The organism is Vibrio owensii CAIM 1854 = LMG 25443 (genome assembly GCF_000817815.1).
Taxonomy (GTDB): domain Bacteria; phylum Pseudomonadota; class Gammaproteobacteria; order Enterobacterales; family Vibrionaceae; genus Vibrio; species Vibrio owensii.
Window position 1 is genome coordinate 1 of record NZ_JPRD01000070.1, and the last position, 21,537, is coordinate 21,537.

18 protein-coding genes and 12 pseudogenes are annotated in these 21,537 nt (G+C 42.0%); 13 read left to right on the forward strand and 17 right to left on the reverse strand.

The genetic code is table 11. From position 1 onward, the window contains the following. The 4 genes and pseudogenes from H735_RS32045 to H735_RS27605 all read left to right on the forward strand — a co-directional run. A pseudogene (locus H735_RS32045) lies at positions 1-249 on the forward strand (hypothetical protein); the annotation flags it as partial. An 11-nt stretch (positions 250-260) separates the two neighbouring features. Continuing rightward, complete coding sequence (locus tag H735_RS31760) at positions 261-443, forward strand: hypothetical protein (RefSeq protein ID WP_020198199.1); 183 nt, start codon at positions 261-263, stop codon at positions 441-443. A 518-nt stretch (positions 444-961) separates the two neighbouring features. Continuing rightward, complete coding sequence (locus H735_RS27600) at positions 962-1,222, forward strand: type II toxin-antitoxin system Phd/YefM family antitoxin (protein WP_020198198.1); 261 nt, start codon at positions 962-964, stop codon at positions 1,220-1,222. Then, the gene (locus tag H735_RS27605; protein ID WP_020198197.1) at positions 1,212-1,478 is read left to right on the forward strand and encodes a type II toxin-antitoxin system RelE family toxin; all 267 of its coding nucleotides are present in this window, start codon (positions 1,212-1,214) and stop codon (positions 1,476-1,478) included. The genes H735_RS27600 and H735_RS27605 overlap by 11 nt, the downstream gene beginning before the upstream one ends. Positions 1,479-2,280: 802 nt before the next feature. Here the strand turns inward: H735_RS27605 and H735_RS27615 are convergent. Beyond that, positions 2,281-2,607 (reverse strand): annotated as a pseudogene (locus H735_RS27615) (transposase); the annotation flags it as partial. Between the two features lie 201 nt (positions 2,608-2,808). On the opposite strand from H735_RS27615, the gene H735_RS31125 reads away from it, so the two are divergent. Continuing rightward, positions 2,809-2,982 carry a hypothetical protein gene (locus H735_RS31125; protein WP_020198194.1) on the forward strand — a complete coding sequence of 58 codons (174 nt, stop codon included), beginning with the start codon at positions 2,809-2,811 and terminating at the stop codon, positions 2,980-2,982. Positions 2,983-3,025: 43 nt separating this feature from the next. Here the strand turns inward: H735_RS31125 and H735_RS27620 are convergent, their stop codons facing one another. After that, positions 3,026-4,291: an O-antigen ligase family protein gene (locus H735_RS27620; protein WP_020198193.1), complete on the reverse strand. Its 1,266-nt coding sequence runs from the start codon at positions 4,289-4,291 to the stop codon at positions 3,026-3,028. A gap of 6 nt (positions 4,292-4,297) precedes the next feature. Further along, on the reverse strand, positions 4,298-5,026 hold the full coding sequence (locus H735_RS27625) for a glycosyltransferase family 25 protein (RefSeq protein ID WP_027726872.1): 729 nt from the start codon (positions 5,024-5,026) through the stop codon (positions 4,298-4,300). Between the two features lie 93 nt (positions 5,027-5,119). On the opposite strand from H735_RS27625, the pseudogene H735_RS27630 reads away from it, so the two are divergent. The 3 genes and pseudogenes from H735_RS27630 to H735_RS27650 all read left to right on the forward strand — a co-directional run. Next, a pseudogene (locus H735_RS27630) lies at positions 5,120-5,537 on the forward strand (transposase); the annotation flags it as partial. Between the two features lie 837 nt (positions 5,538-6,374). Beyond that, a pseudogene (locus tag H735_RS30520) lies at positions 6,375-7,254 on the forward strand (IS630 family transposase); the annotation flags it as partial. Between the two features lie 920 nt (positions 7,255-8,174). After that, positions 8,175-10,034: a methyl-accepting chemotaxis protein gene (locus H735_RS27650; protein WP_020195612.1), complete on the forward strand. Its 1,860-nt coding sequence runs from the start codon at positions 8,175-8,177 to the stop codon at positions 10,032-10,034. A 90-nt stretch (positions 10,035-10,124) separates the two neighbouring features. Here H735_RS27650 and H735_RS31130 read toward each other — a convergent pair. The 6 genes and pseudogenes from H735_RS31130 to H735_RS27680 all read right to left on the reverse strand — a co-directional run. Further along, positions 10,125-10,292, reverse strand: a pseudogene (locus H735_RS31130) (transposase domain-containing protein); the annotation flags it as partial. A gap of 755 nt (positions 10,293-11,047) precedes the next feature. Then, a pseudogene (locus tag H735_RS32140) lies at positions 11,048-11,846 on the reverse strand (hypothetical protein). Positions 11,847-11,994: 148 nt separating this feature from the next. Beyond that, complete coding sequence (locus H735_RS31775) at positions 11,995-12,519, reverse strand: hypothetical protein (RefSeq protein ID WP_227741529.1); 525 nt, start codon at positions 12,517-12,519, stop codon at positions 11,995-11,997. 290 nt (positions 12,520-12,809) lie between these two features. Beyond that, a complete protein-coding gene (locus H735_RS27675; RefSeq protein ID WP_020195617.1) occupies positions 12,810-13,232 on the reverse strand; it encodes a hypothetical protein in 423 nt (140 codons plus the stop codon). Between the two features lie 430 nt (positions 13,233-13,662). Beyond that, positions 13,663-13,770 (reverse strand): annotated as a pseudogene (locus H735_RS30525) (IS5/IS1182 family transposase); the annotation flags it as partial. Between the two features lie 48 nt (positions 13,771-13,818). Then, complete coding sequence (locus H735_RS27680) at positions 13,819-14,253, reverse strand: GNAT family N-acetyltransferase (RefSeq protein ID WP_020195619.1); 435 nt, start codon at positions 14,251-14,253, stop codon at positions 13,819-13,821. 93 nt (positions 14,254-14,346) lie between these two features. On the opposite strand from H735_RS27680, the gene H735_RS27685 reads away from it, so the two are divergent. The 4 genes and pseudogenes from H735_RS27685 to H735_RS32145 form a co-directional block, all read left to right on the forward strand. Continuing rightward, a complete protein-coding gene (locus H735_RS27685; protein ID WP_020195620.1) occupies positions 14,347-14,640 on the forward strand; it encodes a hypothetical protein in 294 nt (97 codons plus the stop codon). A gap of 8 nt (positions 14,641-14,648) precedes the next feature. Next, positions 14,649-15,875, forward strand: a pseudogene (locus tag H735_RS27690) (IS91 family transposase). Continuing rightward, positions 15,865-16,095: pseudogene (locus H735_RS30530) on the forward strand (Tn3 family transposase); the annotation flags it as partial. The pseudogenes H735_RS27690 and H735_RS30530, both read left to right, overlap by 11 nt. 1,104 nt (positions 16,096-17,199) lie before the next feature. After that, positions 17,200-17,366: pseudogene (locus H735_RS32145) on the forward strand (IS91 family transposase); the annotation flags it as partial. A gap of 22 nt (positions 17,367-17,388) precedes the next feature. Here H735_RS32145 and H735_RS32150 read toward each other — a convergent pair. The 3 genes and pseudogenes from H735_RS32150 to H735_RS32155 form a co-directional block, all read right to left on the reverse strand. Next, a pseudogene (locus H735_RS32150) lies at positions 17,389-17,517 on the reverse strand (transposase); the annotation flags it as partial. Positions 17,518-17,734: 217 nt separating this feature from the next. Next, positions 17,735-17,983, reverse strand: a complete 249-nt coding sequence (locus H735_RS27695; RefSeq protein WP_020197794.1) for a hypothetical protein — start codon at positions 17,981-17,983, stop codon at positions 17,735-17,737. Between the two features lie 235 nt (positions 17,984-18,218). After that, positions 18,219-18,333 (reverse strand): annotated as a pseudogene (locus H735_RS32155) (IS3 family transposase); the annotation flags it as partial. Between the two features lie 293 nt (positions 18,334-18,626). Between H735_RS32155 and H735_RS31140 the strand changes: the two are divergent. Then, positions 18,627-19,121 carry a hypothetical protein gene (locus H735_RS31140; protein WP_020197795.1) on the forward strand — a complete coding sequence of 165 codons (495 nt, stop codon included), beginning with the start codon at positions 18,627-18,629 and terminating at the stop codon, positions 19,119-19,121. A 439-nt stretch (positions 19,122-19,560) separates the two neighbouring features. Here the strand turns inward: H735_RS31140 and H735_RS27705 are convergent, their stop codons facing one another. The 5 genes from H735_RS27705 to H735_RS27720 all read right to left on the reverse strand — a co-directional run bounded on the left by H735_RS27705 (position 19,561) and on the right by H735_RS27720 (position 21,452). Continuing rightward, positions 19,561-19,905, reverse strand: coding sequence for a hypothetical protein (locus H735_RS27705; RefSeq protein ID WP_020197796.1), 345 nt, complete (start codon positions 19,903-19,905; stop codon positions 19,561-19,563). Then, the gene (locus H735_RS30540) at positions 19,874-20,284 is read right to left on the reverse strand and encodes a topoisomerase DNA-binding C4 zinc finger domain-containing protein (RefSeq protein ID WP_227741567.1); all 411 of its coding nucleotides are present in this window, start codon (positions 20,282-20,284) and stop codon (positions 19,874-19,876) included. Before H735_RS30540 ends, H735_RS27705 begins: the two co-directional genes overlap by 32 nt. A gap of 91 nt (positions 20,285-20,375) precedes the next feature. Beyond that, the gene (locus H735_RS31270) at positions 20,376-20,828 is read right to left on the reverse strand and encodes a TrbJ/VirB5 family protein (RefSeq protein ID WP_051122850.1); all 453 of its coding nucleotides are present in this window, start codon (positions 20,826-20,828) and stop codon (positions 20,376-20,378) included. Beyond that, on the reverse strand, positions 20,825-21,034 hold the full coding sequence (locus H735_RS27715) for a hypothetical protein (protein WP_020197797.1): 210 nt from the start codon (positions 21,032-21,034) through the stop codon (positions 20,825-20,827). Before H735_RS27715 ends, H735_RS31270 begins: the two co-directional genes overlap by 4 nt. Before the next feature lie 133 nt (positions 21,035-21,167). Beyond that, on the reverse strand, positions 21,168-21,452 hold the full coding sequence (locus H735_RS27720) for a hypothetical protein (RefSeq protein ID WP_020197798.1): 285 nt from the start codon (positions 21,450-21,452) through the stop codon (positions 21,168-21,170). Positions 21,453-21,537 lie beyond the last annotated feature (85 nt).

A 21,537-nucleotide genomic window follows, 5' to 3' on the forward strand; every position in this document is an offset into this window, starting at 1 on the left:
ATACAAGTTGACCACGTGCAGTTAGTAGTAAAGATTCCACCAAAGGTATTGATATCCAAGTTGATGGGGGTATTTAAAGATCTCTCTCATCTTCGACCTAGAACAATTGAAGCTGAAATTGGTGATCAAATCGTATCGCTGCATGTTAGCTACGGTAATCACTGTTTTCCGATTAGAAAGGTCATGGTGAAAGACTTCCTTTTCGCCAAGAACGATTTTGGTGTGAAGAGCGTTATCATCGCAGCTTAGAACTTCCATACATGCTTGAGGAAAGATTCGTCGAATCTCATGCCATTCCTTACTACAATCATCGTAAGAATGGCGAGCAATATCATTACATAGAAATTCATGACTATGTGATCTTCTTTGAAATCACAAAGCCTGACAACACTGACAATGAGCTGAAGGTGAAAATCATCTCGGCGTATGAGCTCGATGAATAGGATGCCCCCCTCGTGGAAAAAGATTCAGAGTTCGTTGGATTTTAAGCGAGCGTTTGGCTTGACGCTCTATATTGAAGCGACCAAAACGCAGACGCTAGATGCGAAAAAAGCACCCAGTGGGTGCTTTTTCTTAATCATATCGAAAACGATATTTACTCGATTATCCCGGTCACGGCCTGGGGGGAGTCTCCTCCGACATCAACGCCCTGACAGGCTGTTCCAGTATCGCGTCGACAAGGTGATGATAGCCGTTCATAGTGGACGGTGTCAACTCAGATACCATTATTACTACAATACATCACATATTTTTTAATGTAATGGCTAATAAATCATGCCGCAATCTTTGTCATCGCCAATCCTGCTATTGATAGTCCCAATTGAATGTGCAAGCGCGTAGCTTTAAGTCCTCTAAGGGGCGGGGAGATCGTGCTTTTGATTTGACCATTGTATAGACCAATTAATTGGCCTATTATTAAGTCGTCTCTAAGGGCAATTATTAAATAAACATGGAAATGAAAATGGGAACATTTAACACGCGCAAGATCCTGACTGACTTATCAGTTGGTGTATCTGAACTCAAAAGGAACCCAATGGCGGTAATGTCCGAGTCGGAAGGACAGGCCATTGCGGTATTGAATCGCAATAAGCCCGTTTTTTACGCTGTTCCAGCCGATTTATTTGAAGACATGATGGATCTGATTGAAGACCAAGAATTGATTAAAATAATCCACGGCAGAAAAGACGAGCCTCGAATAAAGGTAAATCTGGATGACTTATGATTTGGTTTTTACGGAATCAGCATTAAAAGAGTTTAAGAAATTAGGCGGCTCAGTTAAGGCTGAGTTGGTAAAACAGCTCAAGAAGGTATGTGAGAATCCTCATCAACCTTCGAAGAAACTTAGAGGTGACTTGCAGGGTTACTACAAGATAAAACTTAGAGCTTCTGGATATCGAGCTATGTACAGCGTAATAGATGACGTTTTGGTCGTTGAAGTTATCAAGGTAGGTAAGAGAGACGACATATACAAACACTGACAAAAAGGTCGCTTAGTGTGGCCTTTTTTAGCTTTGGGATAGTGTATAAAAGAAATAGAACTGTTCTTGGCAATTTGCATTTCTTACTCTATTGTGTGTCAGGTTGCACCTTACGTATTCATGATCGTGTTTTGTCCTCTCTTAGTGCAACTTCATATGTTAAATGAGTTTCCACTAATAAAAAGGCTTGGTAATAGACCAAGCCTTTTGCAAGAAAGTTGACGTCTTAAACGTTTGTATGGATGCGGCGATACAATCACCTAGGGGTTCCACGCCTAGCTAATTAATCTTCATTGGTGTTAGTCCGGACATTAAGCTTCCACTTAACAGCACCCTGTGAAGTCGTATGTTGATGATGATTTTGGGGAGGGAAAGGATCGCCAGCGTTAGAAGTAATTTCCTTTTTACAACCGATACAACGATATATCCCCGACACAGGGACCTCACTTCCGGGACCGTATGAGTTAGTCCAATGTGCTTTATCAGCCACAGCCTTTGTTAAGTTTGAAGTATCGATATACCAAGACATACTATATCCCTTTTTAATTAAATAAGTCTAAAACACTAAACCAGCATAAAATTTATTTCATAGATGCATCACACAATTAGAGCACATAACGCTTGAAGGTAAGGAAACTCAAAGTTTCCTTACCGCCGGAAGAGCAAGTTAATTCGAAGGCAAAACAATCAGTTGTGATTGTTTTGTAGTGGTGGTGTGTTTGAGTTGAGTGGGTGATATTTCTGAAATGTTACCGTGAGCATATCTGTTCAAATTATAGATAAACTTATCCACAGGAAGGAATTAAGCTGACCTCAATTGCCCTTCCAAAACCGTCTGTCTTATCAATTCTTTGCGGCTTTCACCCGCTCCAAAACTGACGAACTCTAACCCATCTTTACAGAGCAAACATTCATAAGGATCGACGTTAGCAAGCTTCTTCAACATACTTGCATAGTAAGGTAGCGCTGGCGCGTCCTTGCTTTCCATCTCTAACGCATCGTAGACTTTTGACAGCATTTCACCACGGCGACGATTCGACAGAAAACCGTAGTAGCGGATCATCTTAAAATGCTTATTAGGGATGTGTTCTATGAGCCGGCAGATCAAATCCTCAGCGGCTAAGGTCAGTATTTGGCTGTTTTTCCCAAGCCCCGATAGAGCCAAATTTAACCAAAACTTCTATAGTTAGGCTTACTATTGCAATAATTATCTATACAGAAAACCCCTCACATTTTGAGGTGATAAAGGTCTCTACTAGCTCGCTTTTTTACTGGACTTAGAGCCTATACAGTAAGCGACGGTTTATTGTATGGATGTAAAACTCGGGGGATGGGTAAAAATACCCACATTGGAGATGCCCTACTCGACCGTAAATTCGATATCACAACTACCATCATCAACGGTGAAGAACAAACTAACCTGCATATCATTCCTGGTCGTCGTGGTGACGTCATTACCAAGCCATCTTTAGAAAGGTATGTAAAGCACAAATGCTATACATAAGAAAACTTGGTGAACATCTGAACTCTTCATTCGTCGTCATTTGTTAGCGCAAGTCCAAGATCGTACTTCGACTTTTATGTTTAATAACTAAATCTTCATAGCCTAAGAGAATTACAAACAATGAAGACATATAGAAACTAATGGTTATAGAAAATTGAAATGGTACATCTGTAAGACCAGCGACTGCATACCCCAAAGTGATAAAAACCCCAACAATAGACTGTTGTACATATAGATTATGCACACTAGATTTAGAGAATCCCAACTTCTCACTTCGAGCATATCGATAAATTATCTTCTTACATAGATAAAATGGCACAAACAACATAGATAAAATCATAATAACACCAACTAAACCATTTAAAACCCAAGCATTAATGAGTTCATTATGGTAATGCGTAAACTTCACCACATCTTGCGTTATGACACCTTGATCTAATAAAGTTTCCTTAGCCTTTCTATGGTTATCTCCATATCCAACCAATAATTTATCTTTGATTAAATAAATTCCTGCTTTCCATATTTGAAGTCGTAATCCTATAGATGAATTCATATTGCCACTTTCAATCTGCGCTATTTCATTACTAGTCCTATCCATTCGATTTTGAATCAAATTAGCATTAACTATAAGCGATGAAACTAGAATCAAAAATATGATTACAACTTTACGAATTATATCAATTTTAAGATGCATAAAAAACAAAATAATAAGGACACTGACAGAAAACACAGCTAAAGCTGTACCTCTTGATTCGCTAAAAATAATCACATTTAAAGATAATGCGAATGTAACTATCATAAGCAGTTGTATTGACCTACCTGACCTAGAAAGTAAAAAGAACAAACTTCCAACACAGGCACCAACCGATACCGAAGAATAAGGAATAGGATTAATAGACCACCATCGACCCAAATCTAAGATATAGGTACTCCAGAACGCATATCCAAAAGAAAAAACACTAGAGACCAATAGTAAAAATGGTAACTTTCTTTTAAATGCTCTAAATACATTTTTTGGTACGAAAGCAAAATATAGAAGAAAACAAGATAAGGTTCTTATCACGCTACTGCTATAGCCGTGCAACAACTTCAAGAAAAGTGAAATCACAACTAAAAAAAATAAAAACCTAACTAAATTATTACCCTTAATGTTATCAAAAATAACTTTTTTATCATGACAGAAAAAAGAAGAAAGTATAGCTAATACAACTAATATAACCTGTGTCTTTTTCGCATCAGGATAGATGAGCATCCCAGAAAAAGACCACATTAAAGGAAGAATCATTAATAAGCGGAATAAATAATTCATGCCATTTTACCAAAAAAGAATAAATTTTATCTTTTCAAAAACTCGGAATATTTCTATCTTAAGTTTATTCATTATTGTTAAATTTTCCTTTTTCTTTCTCCCCCTCCCAATGGTAGATTGAATATCAGCTCGAAAAACCAAATTAGGATTCATACTCAAAACTTTAAAAGAATGAAGCCAAACTTTTTCCATGTAATCATCAACAGGATTAATAAAATCCTTTATATTATTTATTAAACTCTCTGCGACACATGGAGATAAGATATACCCCATAGCACTAGTAGTCGGACTCGTGTACTTACCTAAAAAGAACTCTTCACTACTTCCTATAGATACTAGTTTTTTAAATTTACTATCTTTAGACGCTGAAAGTTTTATTAAGTTATCAGTAAGTTTTTCCTCCTCCAAAGTTATAGATAAATCTTTAATCAAAGAGGGGAAGTGCTCGGAAATATCAACATTATCTTCGAGTACTAAGATTGATTCGTTACTTTCATAGCATTTATTCCATAATTGATAGTGACTATGAAAACAAGCTAATTCACCTAAAGTAAGAGCATAACCTTTCAAGTCTATTGACTTTTTCTTTGCATAATTTTTCAAAAAAGATTGAGGGAGCTTCGCTACACTTGTTGCATCAAAAAACTCATATGACAAAGACATTTTTGAAAACTCTTCAGCAATTCTCAATCGTCTATCATATGAACTATCAAGACTAATTATAAATATTTTCAAACTTTAAAAACCTCAAAAGACAGAATACTACACCATATAATGCAATTGTATGTTATATACATCCTATAAGCTATGCGGATTTCTGGTATATGGAAGAGAAAGGAAGTGCCGCAAGGTATCTGGATGGCAGAAATGACAGATGGCACTTGTGACACATTCTCAACCTTCCAGAAACGCTTTGAAGCTAAGTATCCAAAGGCAACAGACTGTTTGGTGAAAGATAATCGTAAAATGCTGGCATTTTACGATTATCCAGCAGAGCACTGGGTTCATATCAGGACAACGAACCCAATAGAATCTATGTTCACTACAGTTCGTTCACGCACTAACAAGACGAAGAACTTTGAAAACAGAAAAACCACGTTGATGATGACTTACAAGTTAATGCTAAGTGTCGAGACGAAGTTGCATCGCCTACGAGGTTTTAAACTACTCGCAGATTTAGTAAAAGATGTTCACTATCATTGATAGAGTGAAAGAAATAGAGACTCATCAACAGGCTATTGCATGACCTCTTTATACTACATTTGACATTAATTCACACTAAAAATCGGTATTCATTATTACCGATTATGGTAAATAGCGAAGTTTAGGGTGATTTTTGCTAGCTCCATTCTCTGATTGCTACAGAATGACAGAAATCACCGGCCTTCCATCTCAATACCTTGTATTTCCCTCCTGAAAGTTAATTACAGTTTTCTGTAAAATGTTAAACGTTTGATCGCGTTTGTCATTTCGGGCTAATTTCAACTTGTAACCTCCAAAATTGTAGCTTTTCTAATCAAGGAAAATGTGCATGCATAAATCAAAAGCTCGAAGTCTCACGCCTCCCCAAATCAATAAAATCTTAAAACGATGTTTATTAATGTCGAATTCGCAATTGAAACGTGCGGCACTGGCATTGTCTTTTTCAACACTCAGGGTTTCAGAATTAGCACAGGTAACCATGCTTGTGATTCCTTGGAACATACCCTAAACCAAACCACCCTCCTCGTAGCAAAATACGCTCGAATGACAGATACCGCCTTAGTTGGCGGTATCTGTGTTGATGCTTGAAAGTCAATGAGTCGATTTAGAGACGCTTACGACAAACTTCAACAAGAAGGCATGAAGATCAATTCAGACGACTTAAGTCGAGCATTACCTTTACTTTTCAGCCACATAAACATGAATGGCAAGTACACGTTTACCATTCCAAAAGAAGTGAAAAATGGAGAGCTGAGAATATTGCGGGATGTGCCACAGGACACAACTGAACCCTTATCATAGTTTTTCGTTCCGTTGCACCTTAGAGCCCTATTATACCGGTGATCATTGAAGGTACTTGATTTTCTCCGAGGAGAGGATAATGCTACCAGCTATGAAAGTTACTCTGAGCAATGAACAAAAGCAGGCACTCAAAAACCAACACGGCACGACTCGTGATGGACGAGTTCGTGACCGTATAAAAGCGGTTATCCACGCTAGTAATGGTTGGAGTCCCGAGGAAATTGCTGACGCTCTCCTTACTTCATGAATCCACTGTTCGGCAACATATCAAAGATTACCTGCAATCGAATAAGCTCAAGCCTGAAAATGGCGGTTCACAAAGCGGCCCATCAAACTTAAGAGTTGATCCAGCACCTAACCGAAAATACATATCATCATTCACACGAAATTGTTGCTTATGTGCTGGAGCACTATCAGGTTCACAACAGTGTTCCTGGCATGAATAAATGGCTTCATCACAACGGTTTCAGCTACAAACAACCCAAAGGTATCCCACACAAGTTTGATGAGGATAAACAGCAAGAACTCTAAAAGCGAGTTGTGGTAAGGAGGAATCGATAATCTTTATCGATGCTGTCCATCCAACGCTTTCGACAAAAATCTCACATAGCTGGATATGAACTGGACAAGATAAAAACCTAAAAACGACAGGTAACCGTAGCCGACTTAACCTTATTGAGGGACTGAATCTATCAGAGATCGGAGCGCACGTTGTCGGCCATTACGAAAGTATTAACAGTGAAAATATTGTTCGATTTTTGTGCAAGCTGAGAGAGCGCTACCTATTAGTAAACAAGTTTCACATCATCTGAGGCGGAGCGGGGTATCATCGCAGTGATTTGGTCAAAAATGCAGCGTTCACCCTTAATATCGAGCTTCATTATCTCCCCCCATACAGCACAAATCTTAATCCCATAGAGCGGCTTTGGAAGGTGATGAACGAGAAACTCAAGGGTTCAAATTAGCTTGAACCCTGACTATCTTCGGGAGCGCTATATTTTAGAGTATTTACAAGCTTATGGAACTCGAACCGGTTTGCCAAAACAGCAGTTTATTGTTGGTATGGAGCTATTTATGGCAAAAAAAACCAATACAGAATTTTCATAAACCGACTACAACAACCAGCAAAAAACTAAGGCTGACGCAACCGCAGCTACTGACACTGAAGAAGTTGCAGATCTTAATCCAATGCCTTCTTCTACTGGATTTGATGGTTTTCTAGGCCGTTCGAGCAAATAGAAACAAAAAGCGTTTTGAAATGTCAAATCAAACATAACATTGACATTCTCTTGGTGCGAATTTGACCAAGCATTAAAATAAATGGCTAAGATCAGACACAATATCAACCACTCAGATGAACCTCTACCATATATGAAACACTTAATCCCAAACAACCACAGTAAGTACCAAGAAGGTGGTTTGTATAGTCCGGATATTACATGCAGCATGACAGTGGCCAGCATCCTATCCAAGCCAGCTCAGTTCGGTGTAGGGATTCTTTCTCAGAATCGCCACTTTTGGGGGCTCTTTAGCAAACCCCGACTTAGCGCAAGGGAGGCTAAAATTGCACCATTGCAATATTTGTCGTATGAAAACAAACGGTCAACATGTCAAACTTGGTAGAGTTTTGATGTGCGATGATTGTCGCGAGCTAATTGTTTATTACGACGATTTTCGAAACAATAAAGAATTTGAACTTTTATTTCAGGCTGGCATGTCTTTGCAGATCTTCCGGAAAACATTTCCTGAAATATGTGAGTCCAAGCAATTCCCGCAACAGCTGAAAAGCTATCGCCAATTAACTACATATACAAACCATTAAAAGACATTACAAAGCAACTTGAAGTTTTGCTCGGACTATATATCAAAGGCATTACCAATGATTAAAAGAATTTACCTAGTCTATATTACTGCATTATTAATAATAACTGCCATTACCGCAGCATGTGTTTATTGGTTATTGAATAGTGAACAAAACCGACAAGCACAAGACTTGGCTGCTGCAAACATTGCAAGCATTAAAACCAATTATAACACCACTATAAAGCGTCTTGAAACTCAAACCATTGCTATGGCTGACGTAATGTCTCTACACCCAGATGCTACGACGATCGCAAATTCAGAGCTTTTCGATCAACTAACTGCAGCAACCAACGCGCAAGATTATGTGAACGATGTGTATGTAGCAACGCCGGACGGGGAAACACTATCCGCGCAAGAGGGCGGTCATATTGATGGCTACAACGCTCGCGATCTCAATAAGTCTTGGTTTATACCTATTATGAATGGTAAATCTTTTACGGCAACACCACCACAAAAAAACTTATCGGGTGATTTTATCATTTCAGTTTCTGCTCCAATAAAAAATCACAATCAAATTACTGGTGTTCTTGCTATGGATATTGATCTAGGCAAGTACATGATGGGTAATGCTCTCGGCGAATATGCACTAGTCACAAAAGACAACATTGTTGTTGCCGCTTACGATCAATCATGGGTAGCAAAAAAACTTACTGACATACGCCCTATGTTAACTGGGATTCAATATAAAAACGCATTTACTTACGCCAATCAGAACAACGATACGTTTTTAGCGTTTAAAGATTCAGTTAACGAACAATTTGATATCTTAGCCTTTTCATCTTTGGACGAATCCATCAACAACACAAAGAAGAACATAGCTTGGCTAATTGGACTTATTATTGTGGGGGGGGCGATTTGTTGTGCTGCGTTGGGATATGTACTTAAGCGTGAACTAAAAGAATTACCAACTATTGTTAGCATCATTAAGGCAATGGCTGAAGGGCAATTTAAGGCTTTTAAGATCGAAAAATGCAACAATGAAATTGATTACATATCAGACTCATTATCTTTGATGCAAACCAATGTTGGAACAGTTATTAACCATGGAACGGACACGCTACAGGAAATACTAGCTAAGCAAGCAAACGTAAGTAACATGGTAAGCAGTGCCACTATGGAAGCACAAAATGAACTGTCAGCAGTTGAACAAGTAGCCACTGCTGCAACGGAAATGTCCGCGACCGCTGAAGAAGTAGCCAGAAACGCCTCTGACGCCGAGTGTGCAACCAACGAAGCACTGGAAGCCGTCAACCGTGGCTCAATGGCTCTGGCGCGAGCCAGCGATGCAAACGAACAAGTTAGAGCTTCTATTGTCGAAAGTATTGAAGTGGTGAGCCAGCTACGTAGATACTCAGAAGAAATTAGCTCCGTTCTGGAAATGATCAGCGCAGTATCGGAACAAACCAACTTGTTAGCATTGAATGCTGCCATTGAAGCGGCGCGAGCTGGCGAACAGGGAAGGGGCTTTGCTGTTGTTGCCGATGAAGTACGAACCCTAGCAGGTCGCACACAAGAATCCACTAATACGATTCGAGATTTTATTACCAAATTACAGGAGCAATCGAAACTTGCAGATAACCTAATGGAACACAATTCTGTTTTAATGGGTGAAACGTCTGAAGCTGGCAACGAACTAAATACGTCATTTCAAGACATTACAAGTCAAATGGAAAATATTTCAGCAATCAACTCTATGGTAGCAACTGCATCTAATGAGCAGTCTTCTGTGACACAAGATATTTCCTCACAAATCAATGGCATTAATGACAGCGTTCAAAGCAACCTAATTGCCTTCAATGAAACAGAAACGTCATGTCAGGAAAGTACTCAAATGATTAACCAAATGAACGACTCAATGTCATTCTTTAAAAATTAATGCAAGCATAAATAAAAATCGGCTTATATTAAGAAAACTCGCTTTCGCGAGTTTTTTGTATGCGCCCCATGAACCCACAGGGCGATCTTGCTAATGGTTGAAGTTCCAAGGTAGGAGTGCATCGATATCTGGCTTTGCTTTTGCTAACTCTTTCATGCACTTGACCATGTAGTCACAGAGGATAAGTCCGCTGACTTTCGCTGTCTCGATGATGCTGTAAAGCATCGCGCTCGCATCAGCGCCATTTGGTGTGTTCGAGAGTCGACCCCCGAGCTTCTCACAGAACCGTACGTGACAGTCCCCCGTAATACGGCTCTTGACCGTGTCATCAAGAAAGAGTTGACCTAGCTTCGCTAGTTGTAAGGCCGCATCATCCATATCCTTTAGATTTCGCTGGCGATTCTGTTTATAGGTACGATCAGCGTTATTAAAAATCTCTTGGATAATAGACTCAAAATAACCAGAATATCATCTTGAATTGACGCTTTTAAGCTGGCCATTAGAGCTCGTAAAATTCAAATGACTCATACGCCTCAGTGCTACCACTTTGGCTGTAGAGGCGTAGCGTGATAGTAATTGAATTCGAACGATAGGAATGTTTTTTCTTGAATTGTCAAGGAAAATGATATTTCCTGACTTCAATAAGCCTTTGTACTTCCTTGTTTATCGTTTTACTATTGGCATTAACAAGCGACGTTCTCAGCTTTTCTAAAACACTCAATCTTTGGTTTGGACGGGGAAGCAATAATTCTAACAATTGCTCTTGTTGCTCAAGAGTAAGATCAGAAACTAGGATCCACCATATGCGCTTATCTACTCTTGCTCTCAGTTTGGAGATAAATCGCTCCAAGGTAAGGGATGCCTGAAACTCAGTATGTTGTTTAAGAACTGAACAATATGGGGCTACCATGCCTTCTCGTTGAATTAAGCAACAGCTAGTAATATCTCAAGGCAATGATAAAAAAAGAGGCACAATATTTATGCCTCTGATGCTTAACGCTGGCCTGTCAGCTTCACTGGGGGAAGAGCACTAAACCGCTGGTGAGGTGCAAAACCACAACAGTGCCAAACTCAGGCAGGTGTAGTTAATCCACTTGGCAATATTGGTTTTTTGAATGACGACCAGCGATGGCAGCACGGCGAACTCCCTGCCTCCCCAATCTCGGTTTTTGAAGTCAAAACAGAGGCCAAAAACAAGAAATGGCTGGCGGTAATAATGCGAACATGGAAGAAATCCTCTGCCTGCAACGCAATGGTCAGCGAGGCCAAATGCGCCAGCAGTATCGTCGATTTGGGCAAAATATAGCGATATTCCACCAACAACAGTTACAATAACCACAGGGTGTAAACCGGCTTTAGTTGCCACGGCACTGCTGTGTCAAACAACTGCAATTGTCCGGAGTCGAGTACTTGGGTTTGCCCGGCTTAGCTGAACCAGACCAAGATGGCAGAAGACAAACAGACGGAGACAGCGAAAGATAACCACGCTTTCTTGCGCCTCTGCAGCAATAAAAAGCCTCCCGCCTGTAAAACAAAAAACACCATAAACGCTTTTTCCATCAGTGCCAAAGGAAGCAGATGGAGTAGAGCGACCACACAAAGCACGTTGAAGCCACTTTCTAACAGCAATATCCGGGTGATTTCGGCTTGGTTATCAATCGATTTGACTAAGCACCAAAATAGCACGGGTAGCAGTAGCGTTAAGATCACGGCGGAAATCACCGACGACTGCACCGCTTGGTAGAAGCTGCTGAAATAGAGCAGCACCAACAGGAAAAACAAAAGCGCAGGAAGGTGATTACGCATCGGCATGGTAAGGCTCCTCGTGACGATGGACTGCAATGCGTTTTTCAAGCGATTCCACTGGTTTCTACACATCGCTCCATGGTCACTGGTACTCGCCAGGTTTGGCGCGGTTCGGTCAGATATTCCCCGGCCAAAAAGACGTTTTGGTAGCTATCTATCTCGATAGGAATTGGCAATTGGCATCGGGGTGGGTGAGTGCGTGATCAGCCTCCCAGCAGTGTGCCACACCGTTTTCGCCGATGACAGTAGGGCCGAAGAATCGATTCGACGTTGCCTCATCGGTGTGTTTTTCTTTCCAATACAAGCCAGGCCCGACATGAAAAACCTGATATCCGGAGGTGGTGAGTAATGCGCTATTGCCAAAAATCTGAGTCACGATCTCTTGTTCAATCTGCTGTGGCGTGCAGGCGAGCAACGGCTTGTTAAATGCGGTGCCTGCAGCGATATTGAGATCGGTGGCAGTGACTGAGAGGCAGTACAGCCCGCTGGGTTCTGGCTGAGTCAGGTGATAACTCAAGCCCCACGGCGAATCAAAAACAATTCCCACGGTTTTATCGCACAAGATGTTGGGCAAGATGGCGAAGTGAAACTGAAAACCGTGGCTAAGAACGTATCGGTAGCTGAACTGCACAGCGGTCGCAGAGAGCAGCGATTGGGTGACATGAATCGGCAGCGCCAAAATAAAGTCGCCCCCCCTCAATCACCTCTCCTTGGGAGGAAAGCACATGGGTAATCTTTCCTTGCTCGCTATCTTCTATCAGCCGTTCTATCTCACAGCCGAGCCTAAACTGCACCGACTGTTGGCGTAAGTGCTCGGTTAATGGATTTATCACTGTTTTTTCGACCTATCTCCCTCTCTCAATCAAGGATTTGAGTGAGGGCGTAAAGACGCACGTTGAAACGGTGACTCTATGCAAATCGCCAGATCCGAAGATCTGGTGGCTGATTTGGTAGGCGTTCGTGTGGCAGTTAGAAGCTACGCTGCATATTTACGCGGTTCACCACTTCCAAATATTCAAAGATATGGGGGGGAATGTTTTGCAAAAATGCGGTTAAGTCGACTTCCATAGCATCGGTAAAGCCAGCGCGGCATGGGAATGGGTCGGTGTTACTCACAATAAGCAGCTTCGGTGTTTTTCCTTCCCAAATGAGTTTTGTTTCGTATTCAGGATTATCGACTACAACAACACAAGTGTTTACTTCTGAACGGAAAATCCCATCTTTGATGGTAAAGCCATTGTAAAAAGTGATTGGTGTTTTTGAAGATGTTGGGAAAGTGACTGGTGCGTCTGGCACCGAACTGCCTTCACCAGGAAAAGTAATGGCTGTGTTTGCAGAGGCAACAGATGAGGTAATGAGTGTAAGTAGGCCAAGCAATTTTATCGTTTTCATGATACTTCCTATCTTTTGGTTTGGGAACATTCCCATATTGAGGTGTATAGCACAAACGAATGAGAATGAATGCCAATTGTTTTTTTTGCAGAGTGTCACATATTATTTTTTATGTGTGCTTGATTATTGATAGTTCTAACGCAGTGAGGACTTTTCTGATTTCGGATTGGTTGTTTTTTGTCCTTTTTTGAAAAATAGACTGAGAGAAAACAGCGAAGTGTTTTTAAAGCAGTACGTTATGCCAAATTCATTCTAAATTAGAGTTGGCTAATTTAGTGGTGTTTTATGGAAGTGTCAGAGCAGAAAATAATTTATGACGTGGTAATAACAGAATTTTCCTACAAGCAATTAAGCTGTGTGTCTTACAAAGCAGACAGGCTTTGTTGCTTAATTCGACGAGAGGACATGGTAGCTCCATGTTGCTCAGTTCTTAAACAACATACTGAATTTCAGGCATACCAAGTCCTGTAAGCTTGTTCAGCGCTCTGATCATGGTGTAAGTCTCACCAACCTGAGCGTTGTAATTTCGGAGACGGCGATTTTTGCCCATCCCCTGAAATGGTAAAAAGTTTTTCTTCTCCGCTAATTAGATTTTTCGCAGAGCCGTCATCGGTACAAATAGCCGCATAGGATCACTAGTAAAAGCATGAAAAAAATCGAATCGGCGATAAAACTCTAAAGCATCTTTATCTAACACATCCAAAACTAAACCTAGTGCTGGTAGCCGTTCATCACACAACCTAACCGCATGACGTAATGCATATACTAGTGGCTTTTCACCTAAGCGATTGCCTTGGAAATTAATGTCAACAGCCAATCTAGCAAGTAACGCAACTGGCACCGGATAGCATGGAAGGATCTGTGTAGCAGGAACATCATAACGAGAGACGGTGGACGCAGCTAATGTATAGTAGGCAGCAATCGGAACTTTATTTGCTTCAGGCGCACCAAGCGGAAGAACAAATGTTCTGCTTAATCCTAACTTCGTATGTTTTTCGGCCAAGATAGCAATGCTACGCATCGAGCAAGGACGCTATTAATTCATTGATATTCTTATTATTCAGAGTGCGCTATGTTTCCCCTTCCGAAAATTATTTAACTTATCAACACTTTCATGAAAAAAGTAAAACTTGGCTTCTATGCCGTGAAATTTGGCTCAGTCGCGCTTTGCCACGGCGCATCCTTGGTTGTCACTCACGATAAAAGCACGTTGCGAGAATTGGCTCCAGTCTGCAAAGGACATGTGAACCACACTGTTTATCTGCAACATGTGTCACTTGGCGCTGAGTATGACTTTGATGCGCCAGCGTTCAATGTGCTCAAAGAGCACATTGAACTAAATAAGTTTACGCCCTGCGTTTTGGATGAAGTAGAACCCATCTTTCATCGCGTAAAACTGGCCGTCTAAGTCTTCGTTTGATTCGATACTCCAGTCGCAAAAGACGTCGTCCCCATACCCCAAAAAGATTTTATCCCACGAGCAACGAAGCTCCTGTTTGAAAAGGACAACGCTTGGGAAGGTCCTGTGGAAACATGCTCAGACCTTCAGCCTCTGGCAAATCACTTGCGTTGAACGCATGCTCGCGTGTGGTAGTAACCTGATGGGTGCCAAACACTACGACACTCCAAACTACCCGCATACTAAGGTCATCTGTCAGAGCAGCAAGACGAAGGCTTGCTGCTCTTGTGGCACTAAATCCACCGAACAATGGATATCCACTCAGCTTGATGTCATGCTTGACTGTGAGCATCAACACATCACGTTCACCATGCCGAGCGAACTCTGGCCCATCTTCGAAGCCACCCCGACACTGCTCAATGACTTATTCTCATTGGCGGCAGACACCCCTATTGAAGTGGGCGAAGAAGCATGGCCTTGAGGTTGGTATATTCGGTGCGCTCCACACCTATGGTCGCGGTCTTAGCTGGCATCCGCACATTCACTTATCCGTGACACGAGGAGGACTAGATAAGCACAACATCTGGCGACCTATCTACTTTAAAAAGAAACATGTTGAATACCATTGGCGTCGATGTTTAATCGGGTTACTCAAACGAAAATACGGTGAGCTCAACTCATCAACATCGAGTACAAACCACATTCAGGACTCTCGCCAATGGCACTTCTTCCTAGAGCGTCAATATCAGCGTTACTGGAATATCCATTTTGCAAAGAAAACGCAAGAGCTAAAACAGACGGTAAATTATCTGGGTCGATACCTGAAGCACCCACCGATATCTGCATCGAGACTGCGTCATTACAGCGGAGGAACGGTGGTGTTTAAGTATCTAGACCATCGAGATAGCAAGTACAAAACGAAGATGTTGACGCAGGAAGAGATGATATTACGGTACGTGAGTCATATCCCACAGCACCATTTTAAAATGGTGCGTTATTACGGTTTTCTGTCCAACAGAAAACGGGGACGTCTACTCCTTCTGGTGTATTTAGCTCTGGGAGAGAAAGCGGCAAAGCAACCAGAGCTGCTCACGTATGCGAAGCAATATAAAGGTTTTACGGGTAACGACCCGTATCAGTGTGTGTTGTGCTGAAGTAGAATGGTGTTTACACGTTTTACAGTGGGTTCAAAAAATAATGAGCGGTTAGATAGTCGCCGGATGAGCATGCGCGAATCGCGGTGAGGCCTATCACCAAGTGCGCCGAGCGATTGCTTCAATCAATGGAAATCGGTTTCGTGGTGGGGATGATTATCAGATAGAACAATGGAATGACTGTGCGAGGATCATTGCGAACAGCATCATTTATTATAATTCGGTGTTGTTATCTAGCCTAATTGAAAAATTTGAGAAGGAAGGAAACCAAAAAGTAGTGGAGTTGATAGCCGGTCTTTCTCCCGTTGCTTAGCTTCATCAAATCTCCCCTTTGTTTCAACCGAAAATCGATTCCTCGATACAATGCGTTGCTTACCTCTGTATCGATTAAAAACTCTAGTTAATGGACTGATATTGAGCAATCGAGGACCATCGTAGAAGGAGGAACGACAAAGACAACATAACGCCCTCATTCGTTGAGCAAATGCGGCATAAGCTGACGGACACGTTGTTTTTCCAATGTGGCTGCTGTTTGAGTACGATATCGACCTACTAAGGCGCCCCATTTTTTTCATTCGCGCCTGGCTGTCTCCGGGACGTTCATCATCTATCCACATGTTGTGCAAATCAAAGATCACGACCGTTTGAGCATGATGATATTCTAACGCGAGATGGTAAATCTTCGGATTTGTCGAAGGCAACATCAAATACACCAAACGAAGTCGCTCCGAAGGCATTCCCTGGCGAAGAAGCGAAAAATATTTTGCTACCGCAATGTCTTCGCAATCACCTTTAAAACGTCGTAACGTTTCCTCTGGTGCGGCCCAATAATCTGTTTTCCCCCCACTGCGTCATGTCTTGCGTGTAAATGATTCGATTATAAAAATCGTGAGTTATCAGCAATCGGTGTTTTATCCAAGCGATATATCGAGCTTGTGTTTCTCCGTATGTCCATAACAAACATAGCAGCATCATAATTATTCGTTTCATGTTAACGTCCATTTCACGCGTTACTTAATGAACAGTATAGGAGAGGCTATGCCTATCAACAAAAAACGGGCATGGTCTTAGTATTTTTCGTTTCGGAGTTGTTTCATTACATCTCGCATGATGCTTCCAGGGAATACTTTTGAGCAGGGAGGGCTTTGTTTGAGGCAAGTGGCGCATTGTTGTCGCATTATGGGATAACTTGATGATTCTTTTTATGAATCGGCCTACATTAGATGCATTAATATTAACAATAGTGGCTTATATTATCGAATTAGCAACAAGCGGCGGCATAGCCGCCTGAGCAAGCTCCGCTCGAAAGCAAAGAGACTTAACTTTTACAGTGTGCTGACAATTCTGCATTACCCTACTGGTCATGCACTTACGATCACTCAGACAACTTTTCTCTCGGAATGACACCTAGGCTATTTATCTCAGTAAACACATCTCTGAAATCAGAGATGTCGTTGTCGATAACCTCACCCGAATGATGGCTTGTGGTTCAGCGAGCGTGGGATCACGGCTCTATAAGTGCAAGAACTCCGGCTGTGTACCTACACCAAATATCCCAATCAAAGCCCATCGTCTCGATCTTAACACTAGGTAAACTTCGCAGTAACTTTGGCATAACCTTCCGTAGGTAGCTGCACATACCAGAATTCAGGATTTTCCGACGGAACTTAGTTACCCAAACTACGTGATATTTCGTGTAATAGGTACTATAGGATGAGGTGTAATATTGCATTTATCCATCGTACCGTCTCCAAAGGCATTCACTCACGGGTAACCCCGTGGTTTTCTGTATCCACAGAATAAAAATATAGAACTCGGCCTTAATAAAATCCGTGTAAATTTTCAAATGGTATTACTTTCCTTAAGGAAATAACCATTAGTGCCAAAAAAATCAGTAATTAAATTCTACCAATGGTGGATAGATAGCTATTGATTTATCCATCTACTTACTAACGAAAAAATGAACACAACTGCTGAGTGTGAATAATCGAAGAAATGATCTGACAAAAACTAACCGCATCTTTCATCGTCTCAATCCGATAGAAAGGCAGCTTTCCACCATTGCGATAAATAGAGATATGACGTTGCGTCACAGTGACGTCATAATAGCACTGTTTTCCGACAAAGCGTGTGCCACTGACCATAAAGCCTTCTTCTCTGACATAGTCCATTATCATTTCGAATAGTTTTTTAACCATAAAAAACACCGTTCAATAATAAGTTTGGTGCACTAATGTACTGTCAGAAAGAAACCCAAAAATCAGAATAGAGTAAAAACTCTGTCATATAAACCATCACTAATGCATATAAATGCACTTCAATTCATCTATGTAAAATGGAAGGATCACACCTTTTTTACTTTGAAGAGGCTCGACGAACTTCGGCACAAACGAGCACACGCTCTGACGACAGAGATTTATCTCTATTTGCTCAATAACGATAGCTACTGCGATGACCCCGAACACTTCACAAAGCCATAGCTCTTCTTGAGTTTCTCGATTATCGAGAACCGTTCAGGGAGTCTGACATCAAGAGAGCCGTAGCCTTCCTAAGAAACACACTCTACGTCCATCAAACTGAATCCCAACTTGCTAGCTCTTCGTCGTAGGTTCTTTATCACTCGGTCTCGATACTCTTTTTCATATTGCTCAGCACCGGGATCTTAAAACCACCAACATTGAGTCCGTAGGTTTCCATAGGCCAAGTTTTTTGGCAGTATAAAATTCACCAAAAGGCTGACGGCCATTATCCTGTACTTTAAAGGGGGGGGGGCCCACTGCGCTTTGCCAGTTCTCTGGTAATGGCCAGCAGAATTAGCAGTTTTTTTAAGAGGGAACTCTCATGAATCTATTTATCGATGAAGCTCTAGAAGCTCAAGTCAATGTATCCGAAGGATACCAAGGCGCTTGTCAGGTTATCTTTTACGGAGAAACGAAAGATCACTTTGCTGTGTTTCCTTATTTGGAAGAGGCTGAAAGTACAGTAAACCCGACTGTTGGCGGGTATTCTTTTGCGATCATCAACGAGACCACGGAAGCGGTAACACACGAAAGTGCGTTCCACTGGTTGTTTCCTGATGCGTTTATCATCGAACAACAACCCATTGTATCCATTCAACAAACCTTTGGATTAACAAGTGGCGAAATCAAAGAAATGCAGACAGAAGCCGATACGTATGTTTCGGTATTCTTCTTTTTTGAACGACTTGAGAATTATGTTCGTTGGGGGAGAAACCGTGCTGACCATATCATTCAAGCGCTTTATGGCAGAATGATCATGGCGGCAATGCTCCTCTGCGGTGAATGGTTCTGCCGTATCGAGAATGGCAGCTCTTAAAATTTGAGTGGTGATGTTTTTGGACGTGTGGAGATATTGCTGAGTCACAAACATCAACTTCGAAAAAGAAGGTTGTTTGAGAATTAATGGTTTGCGTCCTGGTGCTCTGAGCTCAAAGTGATCGATAACTTAATCATCTTCGCCATCTTCAAGACAGACCCAAGGATCATTGTTTGCATGATACTACCGTTAGGTTGGTTAAGGAGGGTTAGCGAGATGGGGTACCTACCCATCCTTCGTCGACGATATGGTGACTTCGTAGGTGGGTATAAATACTAATTTCTTGTGCAATGCGTGTTGTGCGCGTGAAATTACCTTGTTTAATGAGTATTGACAAGATTTGGTTTAAAGCTTTACGCTAGCTTAGCGTAAGCTAATCATGAAACATTTTGCTAGGCAGATAACAGATTGCCGACGTTACCACGTATTAAAAAAGCGCTTAGTTTTTAACTAGCAACGTCAAACGCTCAATTTGGCCTCCAAAAATCAGAATACGTTGAGCAATTATGGGCGTCATCAAACGATGACGCCCATTCTTTTTATCGCTTTGGAAGAGCTTACACTTCGGATGAACCAACCCATTGTTCCCTAAGTAAGCTTCCCAACCATCTGGGCTAACAGAGAAGTAATCCACACACTCCAGTGCATCATGCGTCCAACCTCGATGGGGCGGAGTGGAACGAACGCATTCCTTACCCTTTAAATCTCGGATGCTCAGTTCATCATGTTCATGGCCCAGAAGTAAATCCAGCTCATGTGAACGCCATGGGCGAGAAACGATCACGACAATTCACCACGGTCTCGATCTGGCTTACCATTCTGATCGAAAAAGCGCACTTTACACTTCGGAAAACCGCTGCATCCCCACCCAAATGAGTCTTCCTGGGCGACGCACTAAGGGGGGCCACACTGCTTACAAAGCTCGTTGGTACTCGGTTCCACTTTTTACGAGGCTTAGGGTTTAAGTTTGGTTGATCATTATCGTCTGGGAACGTCGTCTTACAATCTGGGTAATGGTTACAGGCATGAAATGGAACATGTTTGCCAGGGCGTTTAATTAGCGTACCTTGCTGGCAGGTTGGGCAAGTGGCTCCGTTGCGTTTAACGAAAGGTACTCCGTGCGTTTTGACGTGTTCGACTTGTAAATGGATGTATTGATTCACGTCACTTAAGAAAGATTCAACATTGAGCTGTTTTTTCGAAATATTATCTAAGCTGCCTTACCAAATAGCGGAGATGTCCGGTCTGACAATTTCATCTGGAAGGAGGGCGCAGAACTCCTGTGCCAGTGAGCTTTGCGCCGTATCTCGCAGGGCATTGCCCTGCTGCTGATAGGTGCTCACCGAGTTCATGTCGCCAATCGACAGATTCTGACAGGCTTCGGTGCCACCGCTCAAATTGCTGATTCATGTTGGCCATTGCAAAACATATCGACTGACCGCATGACGCAATGGTGTTGAGATTACGCAGCTGAGATTGGATGTCGCCCCATTCCATGTTCTTCAAGTTTTTGAGGTTTTGAACTTGGTATTGCACGTTCTTGACCGAGTTGAGAGTTTGCTGCACCTCTTCGACGTAACTTTGTGCCTGGTTGAGGTTGGAGGTCATCATTTGGGTAAAGCTCGCGCAGTTGACACAAAGCAATGCCGATGAATCAAATGAGACCAGCACACTGCACAAGGTCAGTGCGCTTAACGTTCGTTTCATTCGTCGTCCTCCAGGATGTGTTGTTGTTTCAGATAGGGCAGATACCAGTTTTCACCGTAATCGCTGACCAATTGACGGATGGTGTTCAGGCTCTCTTTGTCGGATGCGCCAACAAACGCCAATGCCAAATTATCCAAAGACAAGTCCACTAAGCGGCTCCCCGTGGGCTGGTGTACGTAATAGTCGCGTTTACGCTCGGCGTTCATCAAGAGCTCAATTTGTTTATCGTTCAAGCCAAATTGATGATAAGTATCGGCAATCTTCCGGCTTTAACGTTAGGTAAGAAAATCTGCGTAGGGCATGACTCTATCAATACCCCCTAAATCCCTGACTTAATGGCTACGTTGAGCGCTTGAGTGGCGAGAGCATAGGGGTGACGTTGAGGCTTTCTACGCGGCACGTCAAGCCTAGGGTGTTATTGAGCACACTGACCACAAACTCAGTGACTTCTTGCAACACTTCTCTATCAACATGGCGCAGCACAAATGTTGAAGTGTACTGACCATAGTTTAGACGCCACGCGGATACTTCGTTTTGAACCGCTTGGTATTGGGTGACCATCTCCTGCGCATCTTCATCCACTTTTGGGTCCCAATTCTTGCGCTCTTTATCGAGTAGCACCATGCCTCGCGACTGTCAAAGAAGATAAAACGTGTGCTCCAGCGAAACTCCACGTTCATCAAACTTAAGTGATACAGCATGTTGGGGA

What these genes read in the sequence shown, in the direction of transcription:
- H735_RS31760 (WP_020198199.1), top strand. Translation starts at nt 261, where the DNA reads ATGCTTGAGGAAAGATTCGTCGAATCTCATGCCATTCCTTACTACAAT.
- H735_RS27600 (WP_020198198.1), top strand. Translation starts at nt 962, where the DNA reads ATGGGAACATTTAACACGCGCAAGATCCTGACTGACTTATCAGTTGGT.
- H735_RS27605 (WP_020198197.1), top strand. Translation starts at nt 1,212, where the DNA reads ATGACTTATGATTTGGTTTTTACGGAATCAGCATTAAAAGAGTTTAAG.
- H735_RS31125 (WP_020198194.1), top strand. Translation starts at nt 2,809, where the DNA reads ATGGGTAAAAATACCCACATTGGAGATGCCCTACTCGACCGTAAATTC.
- H735_RS27620 (WP_020198193.1), bottom strand. Translation starts at nt 4,291, where the DNA reads ATGAATTATTTATTCCGCTTATTAATGATTCTTCCTTTAATGTGGTCT.
- H735_RS27650 (WP_020195612.1), top strand. Translation starts at nt 8,175, where the DNA reads ATGATTAAAAGAATTTACCTAGTCTATATTACTGCATTATTAATAATA.
- H735_RS27675 (WP_020195617.1), bottom strand. Translation starts at nt 13,232, where the DNA reads ATGAAAACGATAAAATTGCTTGGCCTACTTACACTCATTACCTCATCT.
- H735_RS27680 (WP_020195619.1), bottom strand. Translation starts at nt 14,253, where the DNA reads ATGCGTAGCATTGCTATCTTGGCCGAAAAACATACGAAGTTAGGATTA.
- H735_RS27685 (WP_020195620.1), top strand. Translation starts at nt 14,347, where the DNA reads ATGAAAAAAGTAAAACTTGGCTTCTATGCCGTGAAATTTGGCTCAGTC.
- H735_RS27695 (WP_020197794.1), bottom strand. Translation starts at nt 17,983, where the DNA reads ATGGTTAAAAAACTATTCGAAATGATAATGGACTATGTCAGAGAAGAA.
- H735_RS31140 (WP_020197795.1), top strand. Translation starts at nt 18,627, where the DNA reads ATGAATCTATTTATCGATGAAGCTCTAGAAGCTCAAGTCAATGTATCC.
- H735_RS31270 (WP_051122850.1), bottom strand. Translation starts at nt 20,828, where the DNA reads ATGAAACGAACGTTAAGCGCACTGACCTTGTGCAGTGTGCTGGTCTCA.
- H735_RS27715 (WP_020197797.1), bottom strand. Translation starts at nt 21,034, where the DNA reads ATGAACGCCGAGCGTAAACGCGACTATTACGTACACCAGCCCACGGGG.
- H735_RS27720 (WP_020197798.1), bottom strand. Translation starts at nt 21,452, where the DNA reads ATGGTGCTACTCGATAAAGAGCGCAAGAATTGGGACCCAAAAGTGGAT.